The organism is Enterococcus sp. AZ095a (genome assembly GCF_050546735.1).
GTDB classification, from domain to species: domain Bacteria; phylum Bacillota; class Bacilli; order Lactobacillales; family Enterococcaceae; genus Enterococcus_D; species Enterococcus_D entomosocium.
The window spans coordinates 1,516,095-1,534,952 of the sequence record NZ_CP172953.1; the positions used below are offsets into that span (position 1 = coordinate 1,516,095).

Sequence of the window (18,858 nt, forward strand, 5' to 3'; positions counted from 1 at the left end):
ATCCAGACGAGGATTCGTCTGGATTTTTTGTATTGTTCCTTTATTTGTCTTATTATCGGTTATCTGACGTGTTGAATACATATCTTTGAGATAAAAGCGAACAATGAAAAGTAAAATTTGTTAATAGTTCGAAAATATTTTGACATTGCACGGGCTACTCGTTACTATTTAGAGGTGAAAGTGATTGTTAGCAGAGCCATGTGACTTCGGGATATCTCAGACGTAGCGACAAAAGGTTGCTAACAAAATGATTTTCGTAAGAAAAATACTTCTGAGGTTTATTCAGAAGAGAATCGTAAAAAATCGTTGGAGGGAAAATTGAATGAAACCAGCAGTTGCAGTGATTATGGGAAGTCAATCAGATTGGGAAACAATGAAGGAGTGCTGCTTGATTTTAGATGAGTTAGCGATACCTTATCAGAAAAAAGTCATTTCGGCACATCGTACACCAGATTTGATGTTCGAATTTGCAGAAACAGCCCGAGAAAAAGGGATTAAAGTCATTGTTGCAGGAGCGGGTGGCGCTGCCCATTTGCCGGGAATGGTGGCAGCTAAAACAACATTGCCGGTCATTGGTGTTCCCGTCCAATCACGCGCATTAAACGGTTTGGATTCCCTTTTATCGATCGTGCAAATGCCGGGTGGTGTACCAGTAGCAACAACGGCGATCGGAAAAGCTGGCGCAACTAACGCAGGACTACTTGCAGCCCAGATGCTTTCCATGTATGATTTAGAGATAGCGGAGAAATTAGACGCACGAAGAAATACATTAAAAGAAATCGTATTGGAAAGTAGTGATCAACTTGATTAAACCTTTAATGCCCAACGCAACGATCGGAATCGTTGGCGGAGGACAGCTAGGTCGTATGATGGCAATGAGTGCCAAAGAAATGGGCTTTCGGGTTGGCGTTTTAGACCCTACTGCCAATTGTCCAACAGCCCAAGTCGCTGATTGGCATATTGTTGCTGCCTATGATGATGTGTTTGCTTTAGAAGAAATGGCTCGACGTGCCGATGTAATCACCTATGAATTTGAAAATGTCAGTGTTGAAGCATTGAACTCTATTTTGCCTTACTCACATATCCCTCAAGGCACCGATCTGTTAGCAATCACTCAAGATCGTTTGTTAGAGAAGTCATTTTTAGAGGCAAACAATATCGTGATTGCACCTTATGCCACGATCATCAGCCCGACAGACATCCAAGATGCCATCGATAGCATTGGTTACCCTTGTGTATTAAAAACCACCAGAGGCGGCTATGACGGAAAAGGACAGCACGTGCTTTACAGTACGGCTGATTTGGCGCCTTCCATGAATTTACTTCGCGAAGGAACTTGCGAATTAGAAGCATGGATTCCTTTTGAAAAAGAATTATCGATTTTAGTTGCCGGTAATGGAGAAACCTTTACCACTTTCCCAGTGGTAGAAAACATCCACCGTAACAATATTTTGCATCAAACGATCGCTCCTGCGCACATTGATCCAGAAGTTGCCGAAGAAGCCAAACGGATCGCTCACATTATTGCAAAAGCTTTGGATCTGCAAGGCGTTTTAGCCATCGAAATGTTCCTGACCAAAAGCGGCGGCTTGTATGTCAATGAATTGGCGCCACGTCCGCATAATTCGGGTCACTATTCGATCGAAGCTTGCTCCATGAGTCAGTTTGACGCTCATATCCGCGGCATCTGTGGCTGGCCGTTGCCGGAAGTTTCTTTGCTTTCACCAGCAGTCATGGTCAATGTCTTAGGAGATGAATTGACAGAAACCTATGATCTGATTGCCACAAAACCTGCTTGGCAATTTCATTACTATGGCAAAGAAGAAGCAAAAACCGGTCGCAAAATGGGACATATCACTATTTTGACGGAAGACATTGCAGAAACCACTGAAGAAATCTATCAAACCAATATTTGGGATTAAAGGAGATAAAAACATGTTAGAGCGTTATACAAGACCAGAAATGGGTGCTATTTGGACCGATCAAAATCGCTACCAAGCGTGGCTAGAAGTCGAGATTTTAGCTGACGAAGCTTGGGCGGAATTAGGAGAGATACCGAAAGAGGATGTTGCATTGATTCGTGAAAAAGCATCCTTTGATATCGACCGTATCTTAGAGATCGAAGCGCAAACGCGACATGATGTGGTTGCTTTTACCCGAGCAGTCTCTGAATCTTTGGGTGATGAAAGTAAATGGGTCCACTACGGCTTGACGTCGACGGATGTTGTTGATACGGCGTATGGTTACTTGATGAAACAGGCCAACGATTTGATTCGGGAAGATTTGAACCGTTTCGTGACGATCATTGGTGAAAAAGCCAAAGAATACAAGCATACCGTGATGATGGGACGTACCCATGGTGTTCATGCGGAACCAACGACCTTTGGCTTGAAATTAGCCTTGTGGTATTCAGAAATGAAACGCAATGTTGAACGTTTTGAGCGGGCAGCAAAAGGGGTCGAAGCTGGAAAGATCAGTGGTGCTGTTGGAACCTTTGCAAATATCCCTCCATTTGTCGAAGAGTATGTCTGTGAAAAACTAGGGATTCGTGCGCAAGATATTTCCACGCAAGTATTGCCTCGTGACCTACATGCAGAATATTTTTCAGCAATGGCATTGATCGCAACCAGCATTGAGAAATTCGCCACCGAGATCCGTGGACTACAAAAATCAGAAACGCGGGAAGTTGAAGAATTCTTCGCCAAAGGACAAAAAGGTTCTTCTGCCATGCCCCATAAGCGTAACCCAATCGGTTCTGAAAATATGGCCGGACTTGCAAGAGTCGTTCGCGGTCATATGTTGACGGCTTATGAAAATGTCTCCCTTTGGCATGAACGGGATATCTCACATTCATCGGCAGAACGGATCATTATTCCGGATACGACGATTTTGATCGATTACATGCTGAATCGCTTTGGCAATATCGTCAAAAATCTGACCGTTTTCCCAGAGAATATGAAGCGCAATATGAATGCGACCTTTGGATTGATCTACAGCCAACGGGTGATGTTGAAATTGATCGATCACGGGATGACCAGAGAGCAAGCCTATGACTTGGTTCAGCCGAAAACAGCGCAAGCTTGGGATGAACAAACGGATTTCCGCCCATTGTTAGAAGCTGATCCAGCAATCACGGATGTTTTGACCAAAGCTGATTTGGATGATGCGTTTGATTACAACCATCATTTAAAACAAGTTGACACGATCTTTGAACGTGTCGGTTTAGCCGAATAAAAAAAGCTGCAACCTTGAGACCTCCGTCTTAAGGTTGCGGCTTTTTTAATAATTTTCAGCTAAGTAGGTCAATAGATCAGGTGCTAAACCAGTTGCTGATTGGTTTTCCTGGCGATCTTCTAACATGGAAACCATCAGAAATCCTTGATCTTGCGAATCGAAGGCGAATAAGAAGCTGTTTTCTTGGCCTTTTTCATCTTGCTTTTCTTTGATTTCAGCAGTTCCTGTTTTGGCAGCTAGCGGAATGTTCAGCGCTGCCAAAGAGTGTGCCGTTCCGTTGGCATCTGAGACAACAGCTGTCAAATCTTGATTGATTTGCTCAATCGTCTCTGGTTTAAAGACTTCTTTGTCTTTTTGCTCTGCCTCTTTCAATAAACGAGGATAAACCAGTTTTCCTTGATTGGCAAAGACCGAATAAGCAGCAGCTTGCTGAATGGGATTCAGTAACAGTTCTCCTTGTCCATAGCCGGTATCTGCCAGTAAAATCTCTGAGTTGAAGGAGTCTTCATTGGAAATTTGAGCAGGATTCATCGCAATCGGTAAATCCAACGTTTCACCAAAAATCAATTTCGACAAACCGTTACGAAAAGCATCTTCACCCATAGCTAAGGTTTGTTGTGCCATATAGATGTTATCAGAGTAAACCAGTGCATCTTTTAGATTGACAGAAGCTACGTCGCTGACTCTGGTGACAAAGTAGTCCCCCCACGAGCTGTCTTTTTGCCACTTCAATCCATCGATCGCAATACTTTGGGTAGGGTCGATCGTACCATTTTCTAAGCCAATCGCTGCCGTGATGGTCTTAAAGGTCGAACCTGGTGCATAGGCCGTAGCAAAGCGGCTGATGAAAGGCAAGTCTTCGTTTTGTTCATACGCATCGTAGTCTTCTTGGGAGATCCCTTGGGTCATTTTATTGGGATCATAACTCGGTGAGCTGGCTAATACCAGCAGATCACCGGTTTTTGGTTCTGTGACGACCGTGGACCCCGCCTGATTTTGTAAGGCGTCAAAAGCTGTCTTTTGGGCTTGTGCGTCAATGGTCAGTTGGATATCTTTACCATCTGCCCGTTCTTTTTCTAAAAGAACCGATTTTTCAGCACCGTCTTCATCTGTGATGGCGATTTTTCCGCCATTTTCGCCCCGCAACTCTTTGTCAAAGGCAGCTTCCAGACCACTACGACCAATTTGTCCGTTGCTTGCTAGCGTTTCATCCTTTTCGATATCTTCTGCAGTCACGTTCCCTAGATAACCAATCAACTGGGCAGCGGCTTCTCCAAGAGGATAAGTCCGTCCCGTCGTTTCTTTTAAACTTGTTCCAGTTGGCATTTCATCGGTTGGTTCGATAATCTTCAAGGGAACGAACAACTCATCTTGGACCCACGATTGAGCCAATGCTTGATCGATCGCATCTTCTGTTAGGTCAAAACGCTCCGCGATTGCTTTGATATTGGCGGTTTTTTCGTCTCCCGTACCCAGCTGTCCTGGAATGACGCCTAGTTGATAGAGCGTGCCATTTTCTGCTAGCGGTTCGTTGTTTCGGTCTAAGATTTCTCCACGTGTGGCATTATCTACAGAGATACTAACTTTGTCTTGTCCTTCCATTCCCGGAAAAATCAATTGAGGCGACCAATCGATCTTGGCTTGGTCATCAGCCAGAGTAATCGTGCCACTATAAGACAGCTCGGTTAATTCACCTAACGAGGTGGTTAAGGAACCGTTGTATTGGAAATTGAATTGATCGGAATCCTTATCATCGGGCGTTACCTCAATTCCTGAAGCTTTAAATGATTCGGCACCGATACCAGTGAAAATCGCTTCGTATTTTGCTGAGACTTCGTCTGCGGTAAAGCCGTTTGATTCCAAACTTTCTTCGGTCAGTAAAGCAGATAGATTGCTGTACTTCTGATCAGATATAGCACCGATAAAGGAATTGAGGACTTTTTTTGCTGCTGCTTCTTCTTGTCGATTTTGATAGACTGTATAGCCATAATAACCGCCACCAAGTACTAATAAGGCGGCAGGGAGTGCCAGCCAGACGAAACGCTTAGGTTTTTTCGCTGGTTTTTCTTTGCGAGAGCGCCGGTTTTCTGACATATTATTGTTCCTCCTTTAGTGCCGACAAACGGGCGTGATAAAGCGGCAACAGCGTTTGATAAACTGCTAAAATATCCGCCATCTCAACGTCTTCGATCATTTTTTTCGGAAAAATCTTGCCAATCTGAAGTTCACTTTTTTTGACTTTCTGTAATCGTTCTAAGTAGGTTGGCCATTTAGCGATTGGAGAGTGGTCATACTTGGTATGATCAGGAGATAGCGTAAAGTCTGCTGGCAATTGATCAAATAATTCTTTTTGAGCCAGCCAAGATTCCGCGATCGTTGCTTGATTTTTCGGTTGATCGATCACACTGAGCCAAACAAAGACATACGCTTGATTGATCCCAATTTGAAAGTGGGCATCCATTTTATAACCACGCTTGTTAGGGCCGATCCCCGCCCACGTTTCGGCAGGAGGGTAGACGGTTCTACGCCGATGCTGAGCAATATGCAAATAAAAAGGTTCGTGACAGCTTTCTTCAAATAATGGGATCGCTGCCTCGCCGATGGTTTGGAAAATTGGCTGGATCTCTGAACGGATTTTTTCCATTCTTTCTTCTAATGTTTCTAAAGCAAAAACATCAAATGACTGTTTTGTAAATAGCATAATCGTGTCCTTTCTTTTGTCTGAAAACAGTATAACAAAAAAAGCCCGTAAAATTTCGGGCTTTTGTTTTTTTTATCTTTTTTTTATTTAGTGATCACTAGCTAATTCGCAGCGGGACTTAAGTTAAAGGTAGGGGCAAGGCTTTGTTCCTTCAAAAGATGCAGAAGATCATCCAAGAAAGAAAAATCCATTTCTTCTAAGTTAAAATAAATACGGAAAGAATACGTATGTTTAAATAAGCTTTGACGATGAATCTGGTGAATGATCAATTCGTCATTGCGGCCATTTTGAAATTGTAAGACTCTTTTTTGTTCTTCCGCATAGTGAGGACGTGCCCCTTTTTTGAAGGGACTGAATACATAGAAACTTGTTTGTTGGTTGATGGAAAGGATTTGCTGCACGGCCAATAATTCGTTATGGAGCTGTTGTTTTTCTTTGTCTGATAAATGAGCTAAAAAAAGTTCAGCACGATTCTTTAGCGACCACATATAGTACTCCTCCTTGAATGTAGCTACAATACGACCTAAATATAGCATGAAAATAGAATGTTGTAAACGCTTTATAAAACCCTTCGCCAGTCAAACGGGAGAGGTAAACTTGCTTGACGGGATAAAAGGCGAACATTCGTGTTTATTAATGTGTAAATGTACAGATAATCGTTGACCCGCTTTTTCAGCGTTGTTAGAATAATAAACAAATAAAGATGTGTGTCATCGCTATGTGAAAAATAATACTTAACTGAGGTGGATTATGGAATTAGAAGTGCTTCTTTATGAAGGAAAAGCCAAGAAATTGTTTAAAACCAACGAAGAAGATGTGTTGAGAGTCCTTTATCTGGACCAAGCAACTGCGCTGAACGGTTTAAAGAAAGATGCAGTCGCAGGGAAGGGTGCCCTAAACAATCAGATCACTGCGCATCTTTTTCAGCGTTTAGCTGATAAAAATGTCCCAAGTCACTTTCTTCAATTAGTGTCTAAACACGAACAATTAATTCGAGCTGTCACCATGATTCCTTTAGAAGTCGTTGTTCGCAATACGGCTGCTGGTAGTTTTTCAAAGCGCTTGGGCATCGAAGAAGGAACCAAACTGCCAAAGCCGATCGTGGAGTTTTACTACAAAGAGGATCGCTTAGATGATCCGTTTATCAATGACGATCATGTGTTCTATTTGGGTCTTGCCACAAAAGAGGAACTGGACCTGATCAAAAAACTGGCACTACAAGTCAACGCTGCGTTACTGGAAATCTTTGCAAGTATCCAGATTCAACTGATCGATTTTAAAATCGAGATCGGCAAAACCAAGAAGGGCGAGTTGCTCCTGGCTGATGAGATCTCACCAGATACTTGCCGCTTATGGGATATGGGTACAAATGAACATCTTGATAAAGATGTCTATCGTCGTGATTTAGGGGACATCGTTCCTGTTTATGAAGAAGTTTTAAATCGTTTAGAAAAGGAGAATTCAACATGTATTTAGTCAAAGTTTACGTCACTTATAAGGAATCTGTTTTGGACCCTCAAGGAGAAGCCGTCAAAGGAGCTGTTCATCGCTTAGGATATCAAGATGTCAGTGATATTCGCATCGGGAAATACTTTGAAATCAAAGTGACACCTTCCAACAATCAAACACAAGCAGCAGTAGCAGAGGAGATTGAAGCGATCTGTGACAAACTTTTAGCAAACGTCAATATGGAAACCTACCGTTATGAAATAGTTCAAATGGAGGAAGCAGCCCTATGAAATTTGCAGTGATCGTCTTTCCTGGATCAAATTGTGATGTTGATTTGATGTGGGCAATCAAAGATATCATGGGGGTAGAAGCAGAATATGTGCGCCATGATGCAGAAAGCTTAGCCGGTTTTGACGGTGTTTTGCTTCCAGGAGGATTTTCTTATGGTGATTACTTAAGATGCGGAGCGATTGCCCGTTTTTCTACGATCATGTCAGAGGTCATTCGTTTGGCAAATGAAGGCAAACCTGTCTTTGGTACCTGCAATGGGTTTCAAATTTTAACGGAAGCGGGCTTGTTACCAGGGGTTTTACAAAGAAATGAATCATTGCATTTTATTTGCAAGCCGGTCCGTCTGCAAGTGAATAATCGAACAGCTTTTACTTCTGAATATGAAACGGATCAAGTCATTACGCTTCCTGTCGCTCATGGTGAGGGCAATTATTATTGTGATGAAACGACTTATCAGGAATTGGTTGCCAACAATCAAATCGTTTTCCGTTATGAAGATAACGTCAACGGCAGTCTACACAATATCGCTGGTATCTGCAACAAAGCAGGCAATGTCCTAGGCATGATGCCTCATCCAGAACGAGCGATGGAAAGTTTATTAGGCTCAGAAGATGGCAAGAAGTTTTTTGCTTCATTATTGAAAAATTTTGGGAAGGTGCCGGTAAATGGATAAAATGATCGTAAAAGAACCTACACCACAAGAAATCAAAGACACGAAATTATACGAGCAATGGGGATTGACCCAAGAAGAATATCGGATGATCTCAGAAGATATTTTGGGACGTTTACCAAACTATACCGAAACTGGACTCTTTTCAGTGATGTGGAGTGAACATTGTTCTTACAAAAATTCCAAACCTGTTTTGCGGAAATTCCCGACAGATGGGCCGCAAGTACTGCAAGGTCCGGGAGAAGGTGCGGGTATCGTGGATATCGGCGATGATCTAGCTGTCGTATTTAAAGCGGAAAGCCATAATCATCCTTCTGCGGTGGAACCTTATGAAGGAGCAGCAACTGGTGTTGGTGGAATCATCCGCGACATCTTCAGTATGGGAGCAAGACCGATTGCTGTTTTAGACTCCTTACGATTTGGTGAGTTAGATAATCCAAGAACGAAATATCTTTTGGAAGAAGTCGTTGCTGGGATCAGTGGCTATGGCAACTGTATTGGGATTCCGACCGTCGGTGGTGAAGTGGCATTTGATCCTTGTTATGAAGGCAATCCATTAGTCAATGCCATGTGTGTAGGGATCATTGCTCACAAGGATATTCAAAAAGGGCAAGCCAAAGGTGTTGGAAACACCATCATGTATGTCGGCGCAAAAACAGGACGCGACGGGATACACGGGGCGACTTTTGCATCGGAAGAATTTGTCGAAGGAGAAGAACAACAACGTTCCGCCGTACAAGTCGGTGATCCTTTTATGGAAAAACTTTTGTTGGAAGCTTGTTTGGAATTGATCGTGGATCATTCGGACATTTTAGTCGGAATTCAAGATATGGGTGCTGCTGGATTGGTTTCTTCTAGTGCCGAGATGGCATCAAAAGCCGGATCAGGGTTGCGTTTAACGTTAGATGATGTTCCACAACGAGAAACCAATATGACGCCTTATGAAATGATGTTGTCAGAATCCCAAGAGCGGATGCTGATCTGTGTCAAAAAAGGGCATGAAGCTGAAGTGGAAGCCCTCTTTAAGAAATACGATCTAGAAGCAGTCGTGATCGGTGAAGTGACGGATGATGGCAACTATCGTTTGTTCCATCATGGACAGGAAGTCGCTAATTTACCAGTGGATGCTTTAGCTGAAGATGCACCGACTTACTACAAAGAGATGGCAGAACCAGCACGGATCAAAGTGTTTAAGGAAACACCGGACTTTGTTCCAGTGATTCATTCAGCAACGTCTGTATTTGCGGATCTGCTGCAGCAGCCGACGATCGCTTCGAAACGCTCGATTTTTGAAACCTACGATTCGCAAGTTCGTACCAATACCGTGGTAGGACCCGGCAGTGATGCGGCCGTTTTACGAATCAAGGGAACCAATAAAGCCTTGGCGATGACGACTGACTGTAATGCTCGTTACCTTTACTTAGATCCTGAAGTCGGCGGACAGATCGCAGTTGCAGAAGCTGCTCGAAATATCGTCGCTTCCGGTGGGCGTCCATTGGCGATCACTGACTGCCTTAACTTCGGCTCGCCAGATAAACCAGAAGGATTCTGGGAGTTATCTACGGCTGCTGACGGGATCTCAGAAGCTTGTCGTGTACTAGAGACACCAGTAATCTCTGGGAACGTCTCCTTATACAACGAAACGGACGGACAATCGGTCTATCCAACGCCTGTAATTGGGATGGTCGGATTGATCGAAGAGCTGGCGCATATCACGACGCAGCATTTCCAAGCAGCAGGGGATGTGATCTATGTCCTAGGGGAAACCCATGCTGATTTCAATGGGTCTGAATTGCAAAAACTGCAGACAGGAAAGATCGCTGGGCGTTTAATGTCCTTTGATCTTGAAACAGAAAAAACGAACCAACATTTGGTTACCGCAGCGATCCAAGCAGGTCTTGTTCAAAGTGCCCACGACTGTGCCGAAGGTGGTTTAGCGATCGCTTTAGCCGAATCCGCTTTTGACAAGGGCTGTGGTCTAAATGTGACCGTGTCATTGCCAGCAGCACAATTGTTTTCAGAAACCCAATCCCGTTTTGTGCTTTCAGTCGCACCTGATAAGCAAGCAGCTTTTGAAGCACTGGTAGGTGCTGCTGCAATAGCGATCGGGGAAGTGACTGCTGATGGCCAGATTCGCATGCAAGCACAAGATGATACGATCGAGATGCCCCTTACTGAGGCGAAATTGAAATGGGAGGAAGCCATTCCATGTTTAATGAAGTAAAGAGCCTCAACGAGGAATGTGGGGTTTTTGGTGTTTGGGGTCATCCAGATGCCGCTCGTGTCACCTACTTCGGACTACACAGTTTGCAACATCGCGGCCAAGAAGGTGCTGGGATCGTCACGAATGATGCGGGAAAACTCAATGGTCACCGTGATTTAGGGTTGCTAGCGGAAGTGTTTTCGGATGAACGTGTCCTCCAGCGTCTGACAGGAGATGCTGCCATTGGTCACGTTCGTTACGCAACTGCTGGTAATGGTAGCGTTGATAATATTCAACCATTTTTATTCAAATTTTTTGATCAGCAGATTGGCTTAGCTCATAACGGCAACTTGACGAATGCGAAAAGTCTACGGAAATCCTTAGAAAAGGCTGGTGCGATTTTCCACTCGAATTCCGATACAGAGATTCTCATGCACTTGATCCGTCGCAGCGAAGAACCGCTTTTTATGGATCGGGTCAAGGAGGCATTAAATCAAGTTAAAGGTGGATTTGCGTACCTTTTACTGACGGAAAATGCCATGATCGCAGCACTAGACCCCAATGGCTTTCGTCCATTGTCAATCGGGAAAATGGTCAATGGTGCTTATGTGGTGGCTTCAGAAACCTGTGCGTTGGAAGTCATCGGTGCGGAATTTATTCGTGATGTCCGACCGGGCGAAGTCGTGATCATTGATGATGCAGGCATTCAAATCGAGCAGTATACCCAAGAAGTACAACCGGCGATTTGTTCGATGGAGTTTATTTATTTTGCCCGTCCTGATTCCAACATCGCTGGCGTCAATGTTCATCGTGCCCGTAAAAATATGGGCCGTCGCTTGGCAAAAGAGGCGCCGATCGAAGCGGATATGGTCATTGGTGTACCGAATTCATCCTTATCTGCTGCCAGCGGGTACGCAGAAGCTTCAGGTATTCCTTATGAATTGGGCTTAGTAAAAAATCAATACATTGCACGAACGTTTATTCAACCGACACAGGAGTTAAGAGAGCAAGGCGTGCGAATGAAGCTCTCAGCTGTTCGTGGTGTAGTCGAAGGCAAACGAGTGATTCTAGTCGACGATTCGATCGTCCGAGGAACCACCAGCCGCCGTATCGTGCAACTGCTAAAAGAGGCAGGTGCCAAAGAAGTTCATGTGCGTATCGGTTCGCCGCCTTTGCGCTATCCATGTTTTTACGGGATCGACATTCAAACGAGAAAAGAATTGATCGCAGCCAAATATACGGAAGCTGAGATTTGTGAAAAAATCGAAGCAGATTCTTTGGCCTTTTTAAGTGAAGACGGGTTGATCGAAGCGATCGGTTTAGATTTCGACGCACCTTACTCAGGATTGTGTATGGCCTATTTCAATGGCGATTATCCAACCCCTTTGTATGATTATGAAGAAAACTATCTCGCGTCTTTAGCTGAATAAGCTGAATAAATAGTAGGCAAGAATGGCTTTTCAAACGAAGCAGTGAAGGGCAGCTGGTTTACTTGCGTTAACGACGAATGAGCTGAATGAAGAAAAGCGGATGAATGATTGAGGAGGAACGAACGTGGCAAATGCATATGCAAAAGCCGGTGTCGATGTCGAAGCCGGTTATGAAGTAGTCGAACGGATCAAAAAGCATGTGAAACGAACAGAACGGCTAGGCGTGATGGGGGCAATCGGGGGCTTTGGTGGCTGTTTTGACTTATCATCGTACCAATTAAAAGAACCGGTACTTGTTTCTGGGACTGATGGTGTAGGAACCAAGCTTTTGTTGGCGATCCAACAAGAACAGCACGCAACGATCGGCATTGATTGCGTCGCGATGTGCGTGAATGATATCGTCGCTCAAGGGGCAGAACCTATCTACTTCCTTGACTATGTTGCAGTTGGTAAAAACGATCCGGCAAAGATCGAACAAATCATTGCTGGTGTCGCAGAGGGCTGTGTGCAAGCGGGGGCTGCCCTGATTGGTGGGGAAACCGCTGAGATGCCGGGGGTGTATCAGCCAGAAGAATATGATCTTGCTGGTTTCGCCGTAGGGATCGTCGAAAAAAGTCGCTTGATCACTGGAGAAACCATTAAAGAAGGCGATGAGCTGATTGGTTTGCCTTCTTCAGGCATTCACTCCAATGGGTACTCTTTAGTCAGAAAAATCTTTTTTGAACAGCATGGCTATACAGGAGCAGAAACGTTTGCGGAACTTGGTAACCAAACGCTTGCAGAAAGTTTATTGACGCCAACGAGAATTTACGTTGATGCACTGAAACCTTTATTGACAGAAGGATTGTTAGCTGGAATTTCTCATATCACTGGTGGCGGCTTTGTTGAAAATATCCCACGGATGCTGCCTGAAGGACTTGCGGCAGAAATCGCCTTAGACACTTGGCCGCAGTTGCCAATATTTGATATGATCGCTACTCATGGCGCGATTCCTCATCAAGAAATGTTCGAGATTTTCAATATGGGTATCGGTATGGTCTTAGCCGTTGCGCCAGAAAATGTTGCGGCTGTGATGGCACTTCTATCCGCCAATGAAGAACAAGCATACCGGATCGGTAAAGTGACCAAACGTAACAACGAAGCCGTTTGCTTCAAAGAGGCAGTCCGATGAGGATCGCCGTCTTTGCTTCTGGAACGGGCAGCAATTTTACAGCAATCGCCGATGCGATCCAAGCAAATAAAATCAAAGGAGCGCAGATCGGGTTGGTCTTTTCCGATAAACCTACAGCGCCAGTAATAGAAAAAGCCCGCGCGAGAGACTATGAAACGCTTGTCATAGAGCCAGCGGCATTTGCATCAAAAGCAGCCTTTGAAAATAAATTGATCGAAGAATTGCATGATCATGCCATCGATTTTATTGTTTTAGCAGGGTATATGCGAATCATCGGCAACACTCTATTATCCGCTTATGAAGGCAGAGTCATCAATATCCATCCCTCCTTGTTGCCGAGTTTCCCAGGTAAATCTGGGATCGCCGATGCCTTCGCTTACGGCGTGAAAGTGACGGGAGTGACGGTTCATTATGTCGATTCCGGCATTGACACAGGGCCAATCATTGCCCAAGAAATCGTTCGGATCGACACCGACGATACATTAGCAAATGTGACAGAAAAAATTCATCAAGTAGAACATCAAATCTATCCAGCTGTTTTAGCTGAAATCGTGGAAAAGGGGCTATCGAATCGTGAATAAACGTGCATTAATCAGTGTGTCTGACAAAGAAGGACTCGTACCATTTGTCCAAGAATTGACCAATTTAGGATTTGAGATTATCTCAACTGGCGGGACAAAAACGGCCTTGGAACAAGCGGGGCTTCAACCGATCGGCATCGAAGCAGTCACAGAATTTCCTGAAATGATGGATGGTAGGGTCAAGACGCTACATCCACGGGTGCATGGTGGTCTGTTAGGACGGCGTGATCTGCCTTCTCATATGGAGGCAATGGCTGAGCATGGCATTTTACCGATCGACCTTGTTGTCGTCAATCTTTATCCATTTAAAGAAACCATCAGTAAGCTTGACGTCACAGAAGCCGACGCAATCGAAAATATCGACATCGGCGGACCAAGCATGCTACGTTCTGCGGCGAAAAATCATGCCTCAGTAACTGTTGTCGTTGATCCCAACGATTACGACTGGGTTTTAGCTGAGCTGAAGGAAGGCAATACGACTTTGGCATCAAGAAAGAAATTAGCTGCCAAAGTCTTCCGCCATACCGCCGCTTACGATGCCTTGATTGGTGAATACTTGACCAAAGCGGTGGCTGAAACAGAAACAGAGACCTTGACGAAAACCTATGTTTTGAAACAAACATTGCGTTATGGTGAAAATAGTCATCAGAAAGCTTCCTTCTATCAAGATGCCTTACCCGTGCCCTATTCGATTGCCAGCGCAAAACAAATCCACGGCAAAGAATTGTCTTACAACAACATTAAAGATGCTGACGCTGCCTTGCGGATCGCAGAAGAATTTACAGAGCCAACTGCAGTAGCCCTCAAGCACATGAATCCCTGTGGAATCGGAAGTGGAGAAACGATTGCTGAAGCTTTCCAAGAAGCTTACGAAGCAGACCCAGTGTCGATTTTTGGCGGGATCATTGTTTTAAATCGTCCAGTTGATGTGGCAACTGCGGAGCAACTGCAGCGAATTTTTCTTGAAATCATCATTGCACCTGCATTTGAAGAAGAAGCACTAGAAATCTTAACGAAGAAAAAAAATCTACGCCTGCTGGTTGTTGATTTCCAGAAAGCAGCCAAACAGCCAGAAGTTGTCTCTGTCCTTGGGGGCTTATTAGTGCAAGAACCAGATGATCAAATGGAAACACCAGAAGATTGGACCGTGGTGACAAAGAGAAAGCCGACACCAGAAGAAATCGCAGCTTTGGCTTTTGCTTGGAAAGCAGTGAAACACGTGAAATCTAATGCCATCGTTTTAGCCAATCAACAGCAAACCGTCGGGATCGGCGCTGGTCAAATGAACCGCGTGGGTTCGGTGAAAATCGCCGTCGAACAAGCTCGTGAAAACAATAAATTGACTGGTTCAGTGCTGGCAAGCGACGCCTTTTTCCCAATGGATGACAGTGTTGAATATGCAGCGCAACAAGGAATCAAAGCGATTATTCAACCAGGTGGCAGTATCAAAGATCAAGAGTCGATCGACATGGCAGATAAATACGGTGTGGCGATGGTCTTTACTGGTGTTCGTCATTTTAAACACTAAGAAATAGGAGAAGACGATGAAAATACTTGTTATTGGTAGTGGCGGTAGAGAGCATGCCGTCGCAAAAAAGTTTCTGCAGGATCCTCAAGTGGAAACAGTCTTTTGTGCGAAGGGCAATCCCGGTATGCGAAAAGACGGGATCAAGACAGTCGCAATTGAAGAGTCCGATCATGAAAGCCTAATTGCTTTTGCTCAAGAGCAGGAGGTTGATTGGACCTTCGTTGGTCCGGAAGTTCCGTTGCTAAATGGCATCGTAGATGATTTTCAGGGGGCGGGCTTGGAAATTTTTGGCCCCAATCGCCAAGCAGCGATGATTGAAGGATCAAAAGAGTTTGCCAAAGAATTGATGCGAACCAATCACATTCCAACAGCAGACTATCAAAGCTTTACAGATAGTGCCCAGGCAAAAGCCTATATCCAACGTAAAGGTGCGCCAATCGTCATCAAAGCAGATGGTTTATCGGCGGGCAAAGGCGTGGTTGTCGCGGAAACCATTGAAGAAGCAAACGCAGCAGTCGAAGCGATGCTGGAGCAAAATGCTTTCGGTGAAAGTGGTGCAAAAGTGGTGATCGAAGAGTTTTTGGCTGGCGAGGAGTTTTCGCTATTGGCATTTGTGAAGGGCGAAGCCGTCTATCCAATGGTCATTGCCCAAGACCATAAACGTGCCTTCGATGGCGATTTAGGTCCGAATACAGGAGGTATGGGGGCTTATACGCCGGTACCGCAGATTCCGCAAGAAATGGTCGATCAAGCGGTAGCAGAAGTTTTACTTCCTGCAGCAAAAGGGATGATTCGCAACAATACACCGTTTACGGGGATTCTCTATGCAGGTCTGATTGCTACCAATGATGGACCGAAAGTCATCGAATTCAATGCGCGTTTTGGCGATCCAGAAACACAAGTCGTGCTAAGTCGCTTAGAAAGCAGTCTAGCCCAGATCATTGATGATCTCTTACAGGACCAAGTACCTACGATCCAATGGAATCAATCGGCTTCGATCGGTGTCGTGATTGCCTCTCAAGGATATCCAGGCAAGTATCAGCAAGGAATGCCTGTCCCAAGCCCAGAAGGAGAAGGAACGCAATTCTTTTATGCAGGAGTGGATGAAGCTGCCGACCAAGGTGGTTTGACGGCAGCTGGTGGGCGCGTTTTTCTTGTGGAAGCATCAGCTGAGAATTTAGCTGCTGCACAAAAGAACGTCTATGAAGCAATCAGCAGGTTGTCTTTATCTGGCTTATATTACCGAAACGATATCGGCGATAAAGCCTTGCAATATAGCAACTCATCAAAGGCGATGAAGTAAAGAATATTTCTGTGCATAACACAACCTGAAAAAAAGGAGGGCTGCCAGTAGAACCAATCGGTTGTGCTGGTGGTTTTCGTTTTATGGGAGGTTTTTTTGACGTTGGTATAGCGTTTTCATCTTGTTGTGATAAAATAGGAATGTAGTTTAAATAAGGAGGAACTTTACGTGAAAAAAATTAAATTCGGTCCCACTGATTTAGAAGTATCCAGCGTGATTTTAGGATTGATGCGAATCAACAATGCCAAAGATCCTGTGAAGGTCTTGACGACTGCGATTGAAAATGACATTACCTTCTTTGACCATGCGGATATTTATGGTCGCGGTGAATGTGAAACGATTTTTGCAGAAGCGTTAGCAAAAACGGCAGCTAAAAGAGAAGATTTGTTTATTCAATCAAAATGCGGCATCGTTCCAGGTGAAATGTTTGATTTTTCGAAAGAGCATATTATCTCTTCTGTGGAAGGTAGTTTGCAACGATTGAAAACTGATCATTTAGATGCGTTATTATTGCATCGCCCTGACACTTTGTTTGAACCAGAAGAAGTGGCAGCAGCCTTTGACCAATTAGAAAAAGACGGTAAAGTGAAATACTTCGGTGTCAGCAATCAAAAACCTGGTCAAATCGAGCTATTGAAAAAATATGTTTCGCAACCTTTAGTAGCGAATCAACTGCAATTCGGGATCATGCATACAGGGATGATCGATCAAGGGATTCATGTCAATATGACGGATGCTGGCAGTATCGACCATGATGGAGAAATTTTGGAATATTCTCGTTTGCATGAAATGACGATCCAAGCTTGGTCTCCGTATCAGTATGGTTTCTTTGAAGGGGTCTTTATCGGCAACGAGAAATTCCCAGAGTTAAACGAAAAATTAACCGAACTAGCGAACAAGTATCAAACAACGCCGACTGGCATCGCATCTGCGTGGATCTTACGTCATCCAGCAAATATGCAAGTGATTGCCGGAACGATGACCCCGCATCGAATTGAAGAAATTGCGCAAGCTTCTTCGATCGTATTGACCCGCCATGAATGGTATGAAGTGTATAAAGCAGCAGGGAACATCTTACCTTAATTTATACGTAAATTCCGTTTTATTCAGTTGTTATAAGGATGAATGTTCGCGAAAGACGAACATTCATCCTTTTTTTTCAAAAAGTATTTCTAAAAAGCTTGTATTTCATTTCCAGGTGGTTTAAATTGTTGTGGGCGTTAAAAATAGGCTGATGCCATTTGATGCTTGCTTCACTCTTAGTAAGATTTGGAGGATATTTTTATGTTTGACATGAAAGTTTTTGATTACGAAGATATACAACTGATTCCTAACAAGTGTATCGTGAACAGCCGTTCAGAATGTGATACCACGGTGACATTAGGCGGACACTCGTTTAAAATGCCTGTTGTTCCTGCAAATATGCAAACAATTATTGATGATTCAATCGCAGAATTTTTAGCTGAAAATGGCTATTTTTATATTATGCACCGCTTTGATGAAGAAGCACGGATTCCATTCATCAAAAAAATGAAAAGCCGCGGCTTGATTGCTTCTATCAGCGTAGGTGTCAAAGAAAATGAATATGCCTTTGTAGAAGAACTAGCTGAGAAAGAGCTTGTTCCTGATTTTATCACGATCGATATTGCCCATGGTCACTCAAACGCCGTGATCAATATGATTCAACACATCAAGAAGCATTTACCAGCAACGTTTGTGATCGCTGGAAATGTTGGAACGCCAGAAGCAGTTCGTGAATTGGAAAACGCTGGCGCAGATGCAACAAAAGTCGGTATTGGACCAGGGAAAGTTTGTATCACAAAAATCAAAACTGGTTTCGGGACTGGCGGATGGCAATTGGCAGCATTACGCTGGTGTGCCAAAGCTGCTCGCAAACCAATCATTGCAGATGGTGGCATTCGGACACACGGCGATATCGCTAAATCTGTCCGCTTTGGTGCAACCATGGTCATGATCGGTTCATTGTTTGCTGGGCATGAAGAATCACCAGGGGAAACCAAGGTAGAAAATGGCGTTGTAATGAAAGAATACTTTGGTTCTGCATCAGAATTTCAAAAAGGTGAAAAGAAAAACGTAGAAGGAAAGAAAATTTGGATTCAATACAAAGGTTCTTTAAAAGATACGTTAGTTGAAATGCAGCAAGACTTGCAGTCATCGATCTCTTATGCAGGTGGAAAAGATTTAGAATCGATTCGTAAAGTGGATTACGTAATCGTGAAAAATTCGATTTTCAATGGAGATACTATTTAAGCTGGATACTGAAGAAACGGCCTTTT

General features: G+C 44.0%; 17 protein-coding genes. 14 read left to right on the plus strand and 3 right to left on the minus strand.

Features of this window, described 5'->3' with window-relative positions; genetic code table 11:
* Positions 1-322: 322 nt before the first annotated feature.
* The 3 genes from purE to purB are packed head-to-tail and all read left to right on the plus strand — an operon-like array spanning position 323 to position 3,234.
* Positions 323-811: a 5-(carboxyamino)imidazole ribonucleotide mutase gene (gene purE / locus IGJ26_RS07040; protein ID WP_016620876.1), complete on the plus strand. Its 489-nt coding sequence runs from the start codon at positions 323-325 to the stop codon at positions 809-811.
* On the plus strand, positions 804-1,922 hold the full coding sequence (gene purK, locus IGJ26_RS07045; RefSeq protein ID WP_172634721.1) for a 5-(carboxyamino)imidazole ribonucleotide synthase: 1,119 nt from the start codon (positions 804-806) through the stop codon (positions 1,920-1,922). Before purE ends, purK begins: the two co-directional genes overlap by 8 nt.
* Positions 1,923-1,935: 13 nt before the next feature.
* A complete protein-coding gene (gene purB / locus IGJ26_RS07050) occupies positions 1,936-3,234 on the plus strand; it encodes an adenylosuccinate lyase (RefSeq protein ID WP_430599973.1) in 1,299 nt (432 codons plus the stop codon).
* Between the two features lie 45 nt (positions 3,235-3,279).
* Here purB and IGJ26_RS07055 read toward each other — a convergent pair whose 3' ends face one another.
* The 3 genes from IGJ26_RS07055 to IGJ26_RS07065 form a co-directional block, all read right to left on the minus strand.
* Positions 3,280-5,328, minus strand: a complete 2,049-nt coding sequence (locus tag IGJ26_RS07055; protein WP_016620874.1) for a penicillin-binding transpeptidase domain-containing protein — start codon at positions 5,326-5,328, stop codon at positions 3,280-3,282.
* A 1-nt stretch (position 5,329) separates the two neighbouring features.
* Positions 5,330-5,935, minus strand: coding sequence for a DUF1054 domain-containing protein (locus tag IGJ26_RS07060; RefSeq protein WP_086317284.1), 606 nt, complete (start codon positions 5,933-5,935; stop codon positions 5,330-5,332).
* A gap of 101 nt (positions 5,936-6,036) precedes the next feature.
* Positions 6,037-6,471, minus strand: a complete 435-nt coding sequence (locus IGJ26_RS07065) for a hypothetical protein (RefSeq protein ID WP_081118538.1) — start codon at positions 6,469-6,471, stop codon at positions 6,037-6,039.
* Between the two features lie 214 nt (positions 6,472-6,685).
* Between IGJ26_RS07065 and purC the strand changes: the two genes are divergently transcribed.
* The 11 genes from purC to guaC all read left to right on the plus strand — a co-directional run bounded on the left by purC (position 6,686) and on the right by guaC (position 18,832).
* The gene (purC, locus tag IGJ26_RS07070; protein WP_086317286.1) at positions 6,686-7,411 is read left to right on the plus strand and encodes a phosphoribosylaminoimidazolesuccinocarboxamide synthase; all 726 of its coding nucleotides are present in this window, start codon (positions 6,686-6,688) and stop codon (positions 7,409-7,411) included.
* Positions 7,402-7,674, plus strand: coding sequence for a phosphoribosylformylglycinamidine synthase subunit PurS (purS, locus tag IGJ26_RS07075; RefSeq protein WP_005230018.1), 273 nt, complete (start codon positions 7,402-7,404; stop codon positions 7,672-7,674). Before purC ends, purS begins: the two co-directional genes overlap by 10 nt.
* Positions 7,671-8,348 (plus strand): phosphoribosylformylglycinamidine synthase subunit PurQ, encoded by a 678-nt coding sequence (gene purQ, locus IGJ26_RS07080; protein ID WP_086317288.1) that lies wholly within the window; start codon positions 7,671-7,673, stop codon positions 8,346-8,348. Before purS ends, purQ begins: the two co-directional genes overlap by 4 nt.
* Positions 8,341-10,569 (plus strand): phosphoribosylformylglycinamidine synthase subunit PurL, encoded by a 2,229-nt coding sequence (gene purL / locus IGJ26_RS07085; protein WP_430599974.1) that lies wholly within the window; start codon positions 8,341-8,343, stop codon positions 10,567-10,569. The genes purQ and purL overlap by 8 nt, the downstream gene beginning before the upstream one ends.
* The gene (purF, locus tag IGJ26_RS07090; RefSeq protein ID WP_086372829.1) at positions 10,554-11,978 is read left to right on the plus strand and encodes an amidophosphoribosyltransferase; all 1,425 of its coding nucleotides are present in this window, start codon (positions 10,554-10,556) and stop codon (positions 11,976-11,978) included. The genes purL and purF overlap by 16 nt, the downstream gene beginning before the upstream one ends.
* A 124-nt stretch (positions 11,979-12,102) precedes the next feature.
* Positions 12,103-13,149, plus strand: coding sequence for a phosphoribosylformylglycinamidine cyclo-ligase (gene purM / locus IGJ26_RS07095; RefSeq protein WP_086372830.1), 1,047 nt, complete (start codon positions 12,103-12,105; stop codon positions 13,147-13,149).
* A complete protein-coding gene (gene purN / locus IGJ26_RS07100; RefSeq protein WP_086372831.1) occupies positions 13,146-13,730 on the plus strand; it encodes a phosphoribosylglycinamide formyltransferase in 585 nt (194 codons plus the stop codon). Before purM ends, purN begins: the two co-directional genes overlap by 4 nt.
* Positions 13,723-15,258, plus strand: coding sequence for a bifunctional phosphoribosylaminoimidazolecarboxamide formyltransferase/IMP cyclohydrolase (purH, locus tag IGJ26_RS07105; RefSeq protein WP_194199478.1), 1,536 nt, complete (start codon positions 13,723-13,725; stop codon positions 15,256-15,258). The genes purN and purH overlap by 8 nt, the downstream gene beginning before the upstream one ends.
* 16 nt (positions 15,259-15,274) lie before the next feature.
* Entirely contained in the window at positions 15,275-16,561 is a 1,287-nt protein-coding gene (gene purD, locus IGJ26_RS07110) for a phosphoribosylamine--glycine ligase (protein ID WP_016613335.1), read from the plus strand.
* Between the two features lie 168 nt (positions 16,562-16,729).
* A complete protein-coding gene (locus IGJ26_RS07115) occupies positions 16,730-17,644 on the plus strand; it encodes an aldo/keto reductase (RefSeq protein WP_005236385.1) in 915 nt (304 codons plus the stop codon).
* Positions 17,645-17,854: 210 nt separating this feature from the next.
* Positions 17,855-18,832 carry a GMP reductase gene (gene guaC, locus IGJ26_RS07120; RefSeq protein ID WP_081487946.1) on the plus strand — a complete coding sequence of 326 codons (978 nt, stop codon included), beginning with the start codon at positions 17,855-17,857 and terminating at the stop codon, positions 18,830-18,832.
* Positions 18,833-18,858: the final 26 nt, after the last annotated feature.

Excerpts from the sequence above, each read along its gene's own strand:
- purE (WP_016620876.1), top strand. The coding sequence starts at position 323 with ATGAAACCAGCAGTTGCAGTGATTATGGGAAGTCAATCAGATTGGGAA.
- purQ (WP_086317288.1), top strand. The coding sequence starts at position 7,671 with ATGAAATTTGCAGTGATCGTCTTTCCTGGATCAAATTGTGATGTTGAT.
- purD (WP_016613335.1), top strand. The coding sequence starts at position 15,275 with ATGAAAATACTTGTTATTGGTAGTGGCGGTAGAGAGCATGCCGTCGCA.
- IGJ26_RS07060 (WP_086317284.1), bottom strand. The coding sequence starts at position 5,935 with ATGCTATTTACAAAACAGTCATTTGATGTTTTTGCTTTAGAAACATTA.
- purN (WP_086372831.1), top strand. The coding sequence starts at position 13,146 with ATGAGGATCGCCGTCTTTGCTTCTGGAACGGGCAGCAATTTTACAGCA.
- IGJ26_RS07055 (WP_016620874.1), bottom strand. The coding sequence starts at position 5,328 with ATGTCAGAAAACCGGCGCTCTCGCAAAGAAAAACCAGCGAAAAAACCT.
- purS (WP_005230018.1), top strand. The coding sequence starts at position 7,402 with ATGTATTTAGTCAAAGTTTACGTCACTTATAAGGAATCTGTTTTGGAC.
- purB (WP_430599973.1), top strand. The coding sequence starts at position 1,936 with ATGTTAGAGCGTTATACAAGACCAGAAATGGGTGCTATTTGGACCGAT.
- purF (WP_086372829.1), top strand. The coding sequence starts at position 10,554 with ATGTTTAATGAAGTAAAGAGCCTCAACGAGGAATGTGGGGTTTTTGGT.
- purC (WP_086317286.1), top strand. The coding sequence starts at position 6,686 with ATGGAATTAGAAGTGCTTCTTTATGAAGGAAAAGCCAAGAAATTGTTT.
- IGJ26_RS07065 (WP_081118538.1), bottom strand. The coding sequence starts at position 6,471 with ATGCTATATTTAGGTCGTATTGTAGCTACATTCAAGGAGGAGTACTAT.
- guaC (WP_081487946.1), top strand. The coding sequence starts at position 17,855 with ATGAAAGTTTTTGATTACGAAGATATACAACTGATTCCTAACAAGTGT.
- purL (WP_430599974.1), top strand. The coding sequence starts at position 8,341 with ATGGATAAAATGATCGTAAAAGAACCTACACCACAAGAAATCAAAGAC.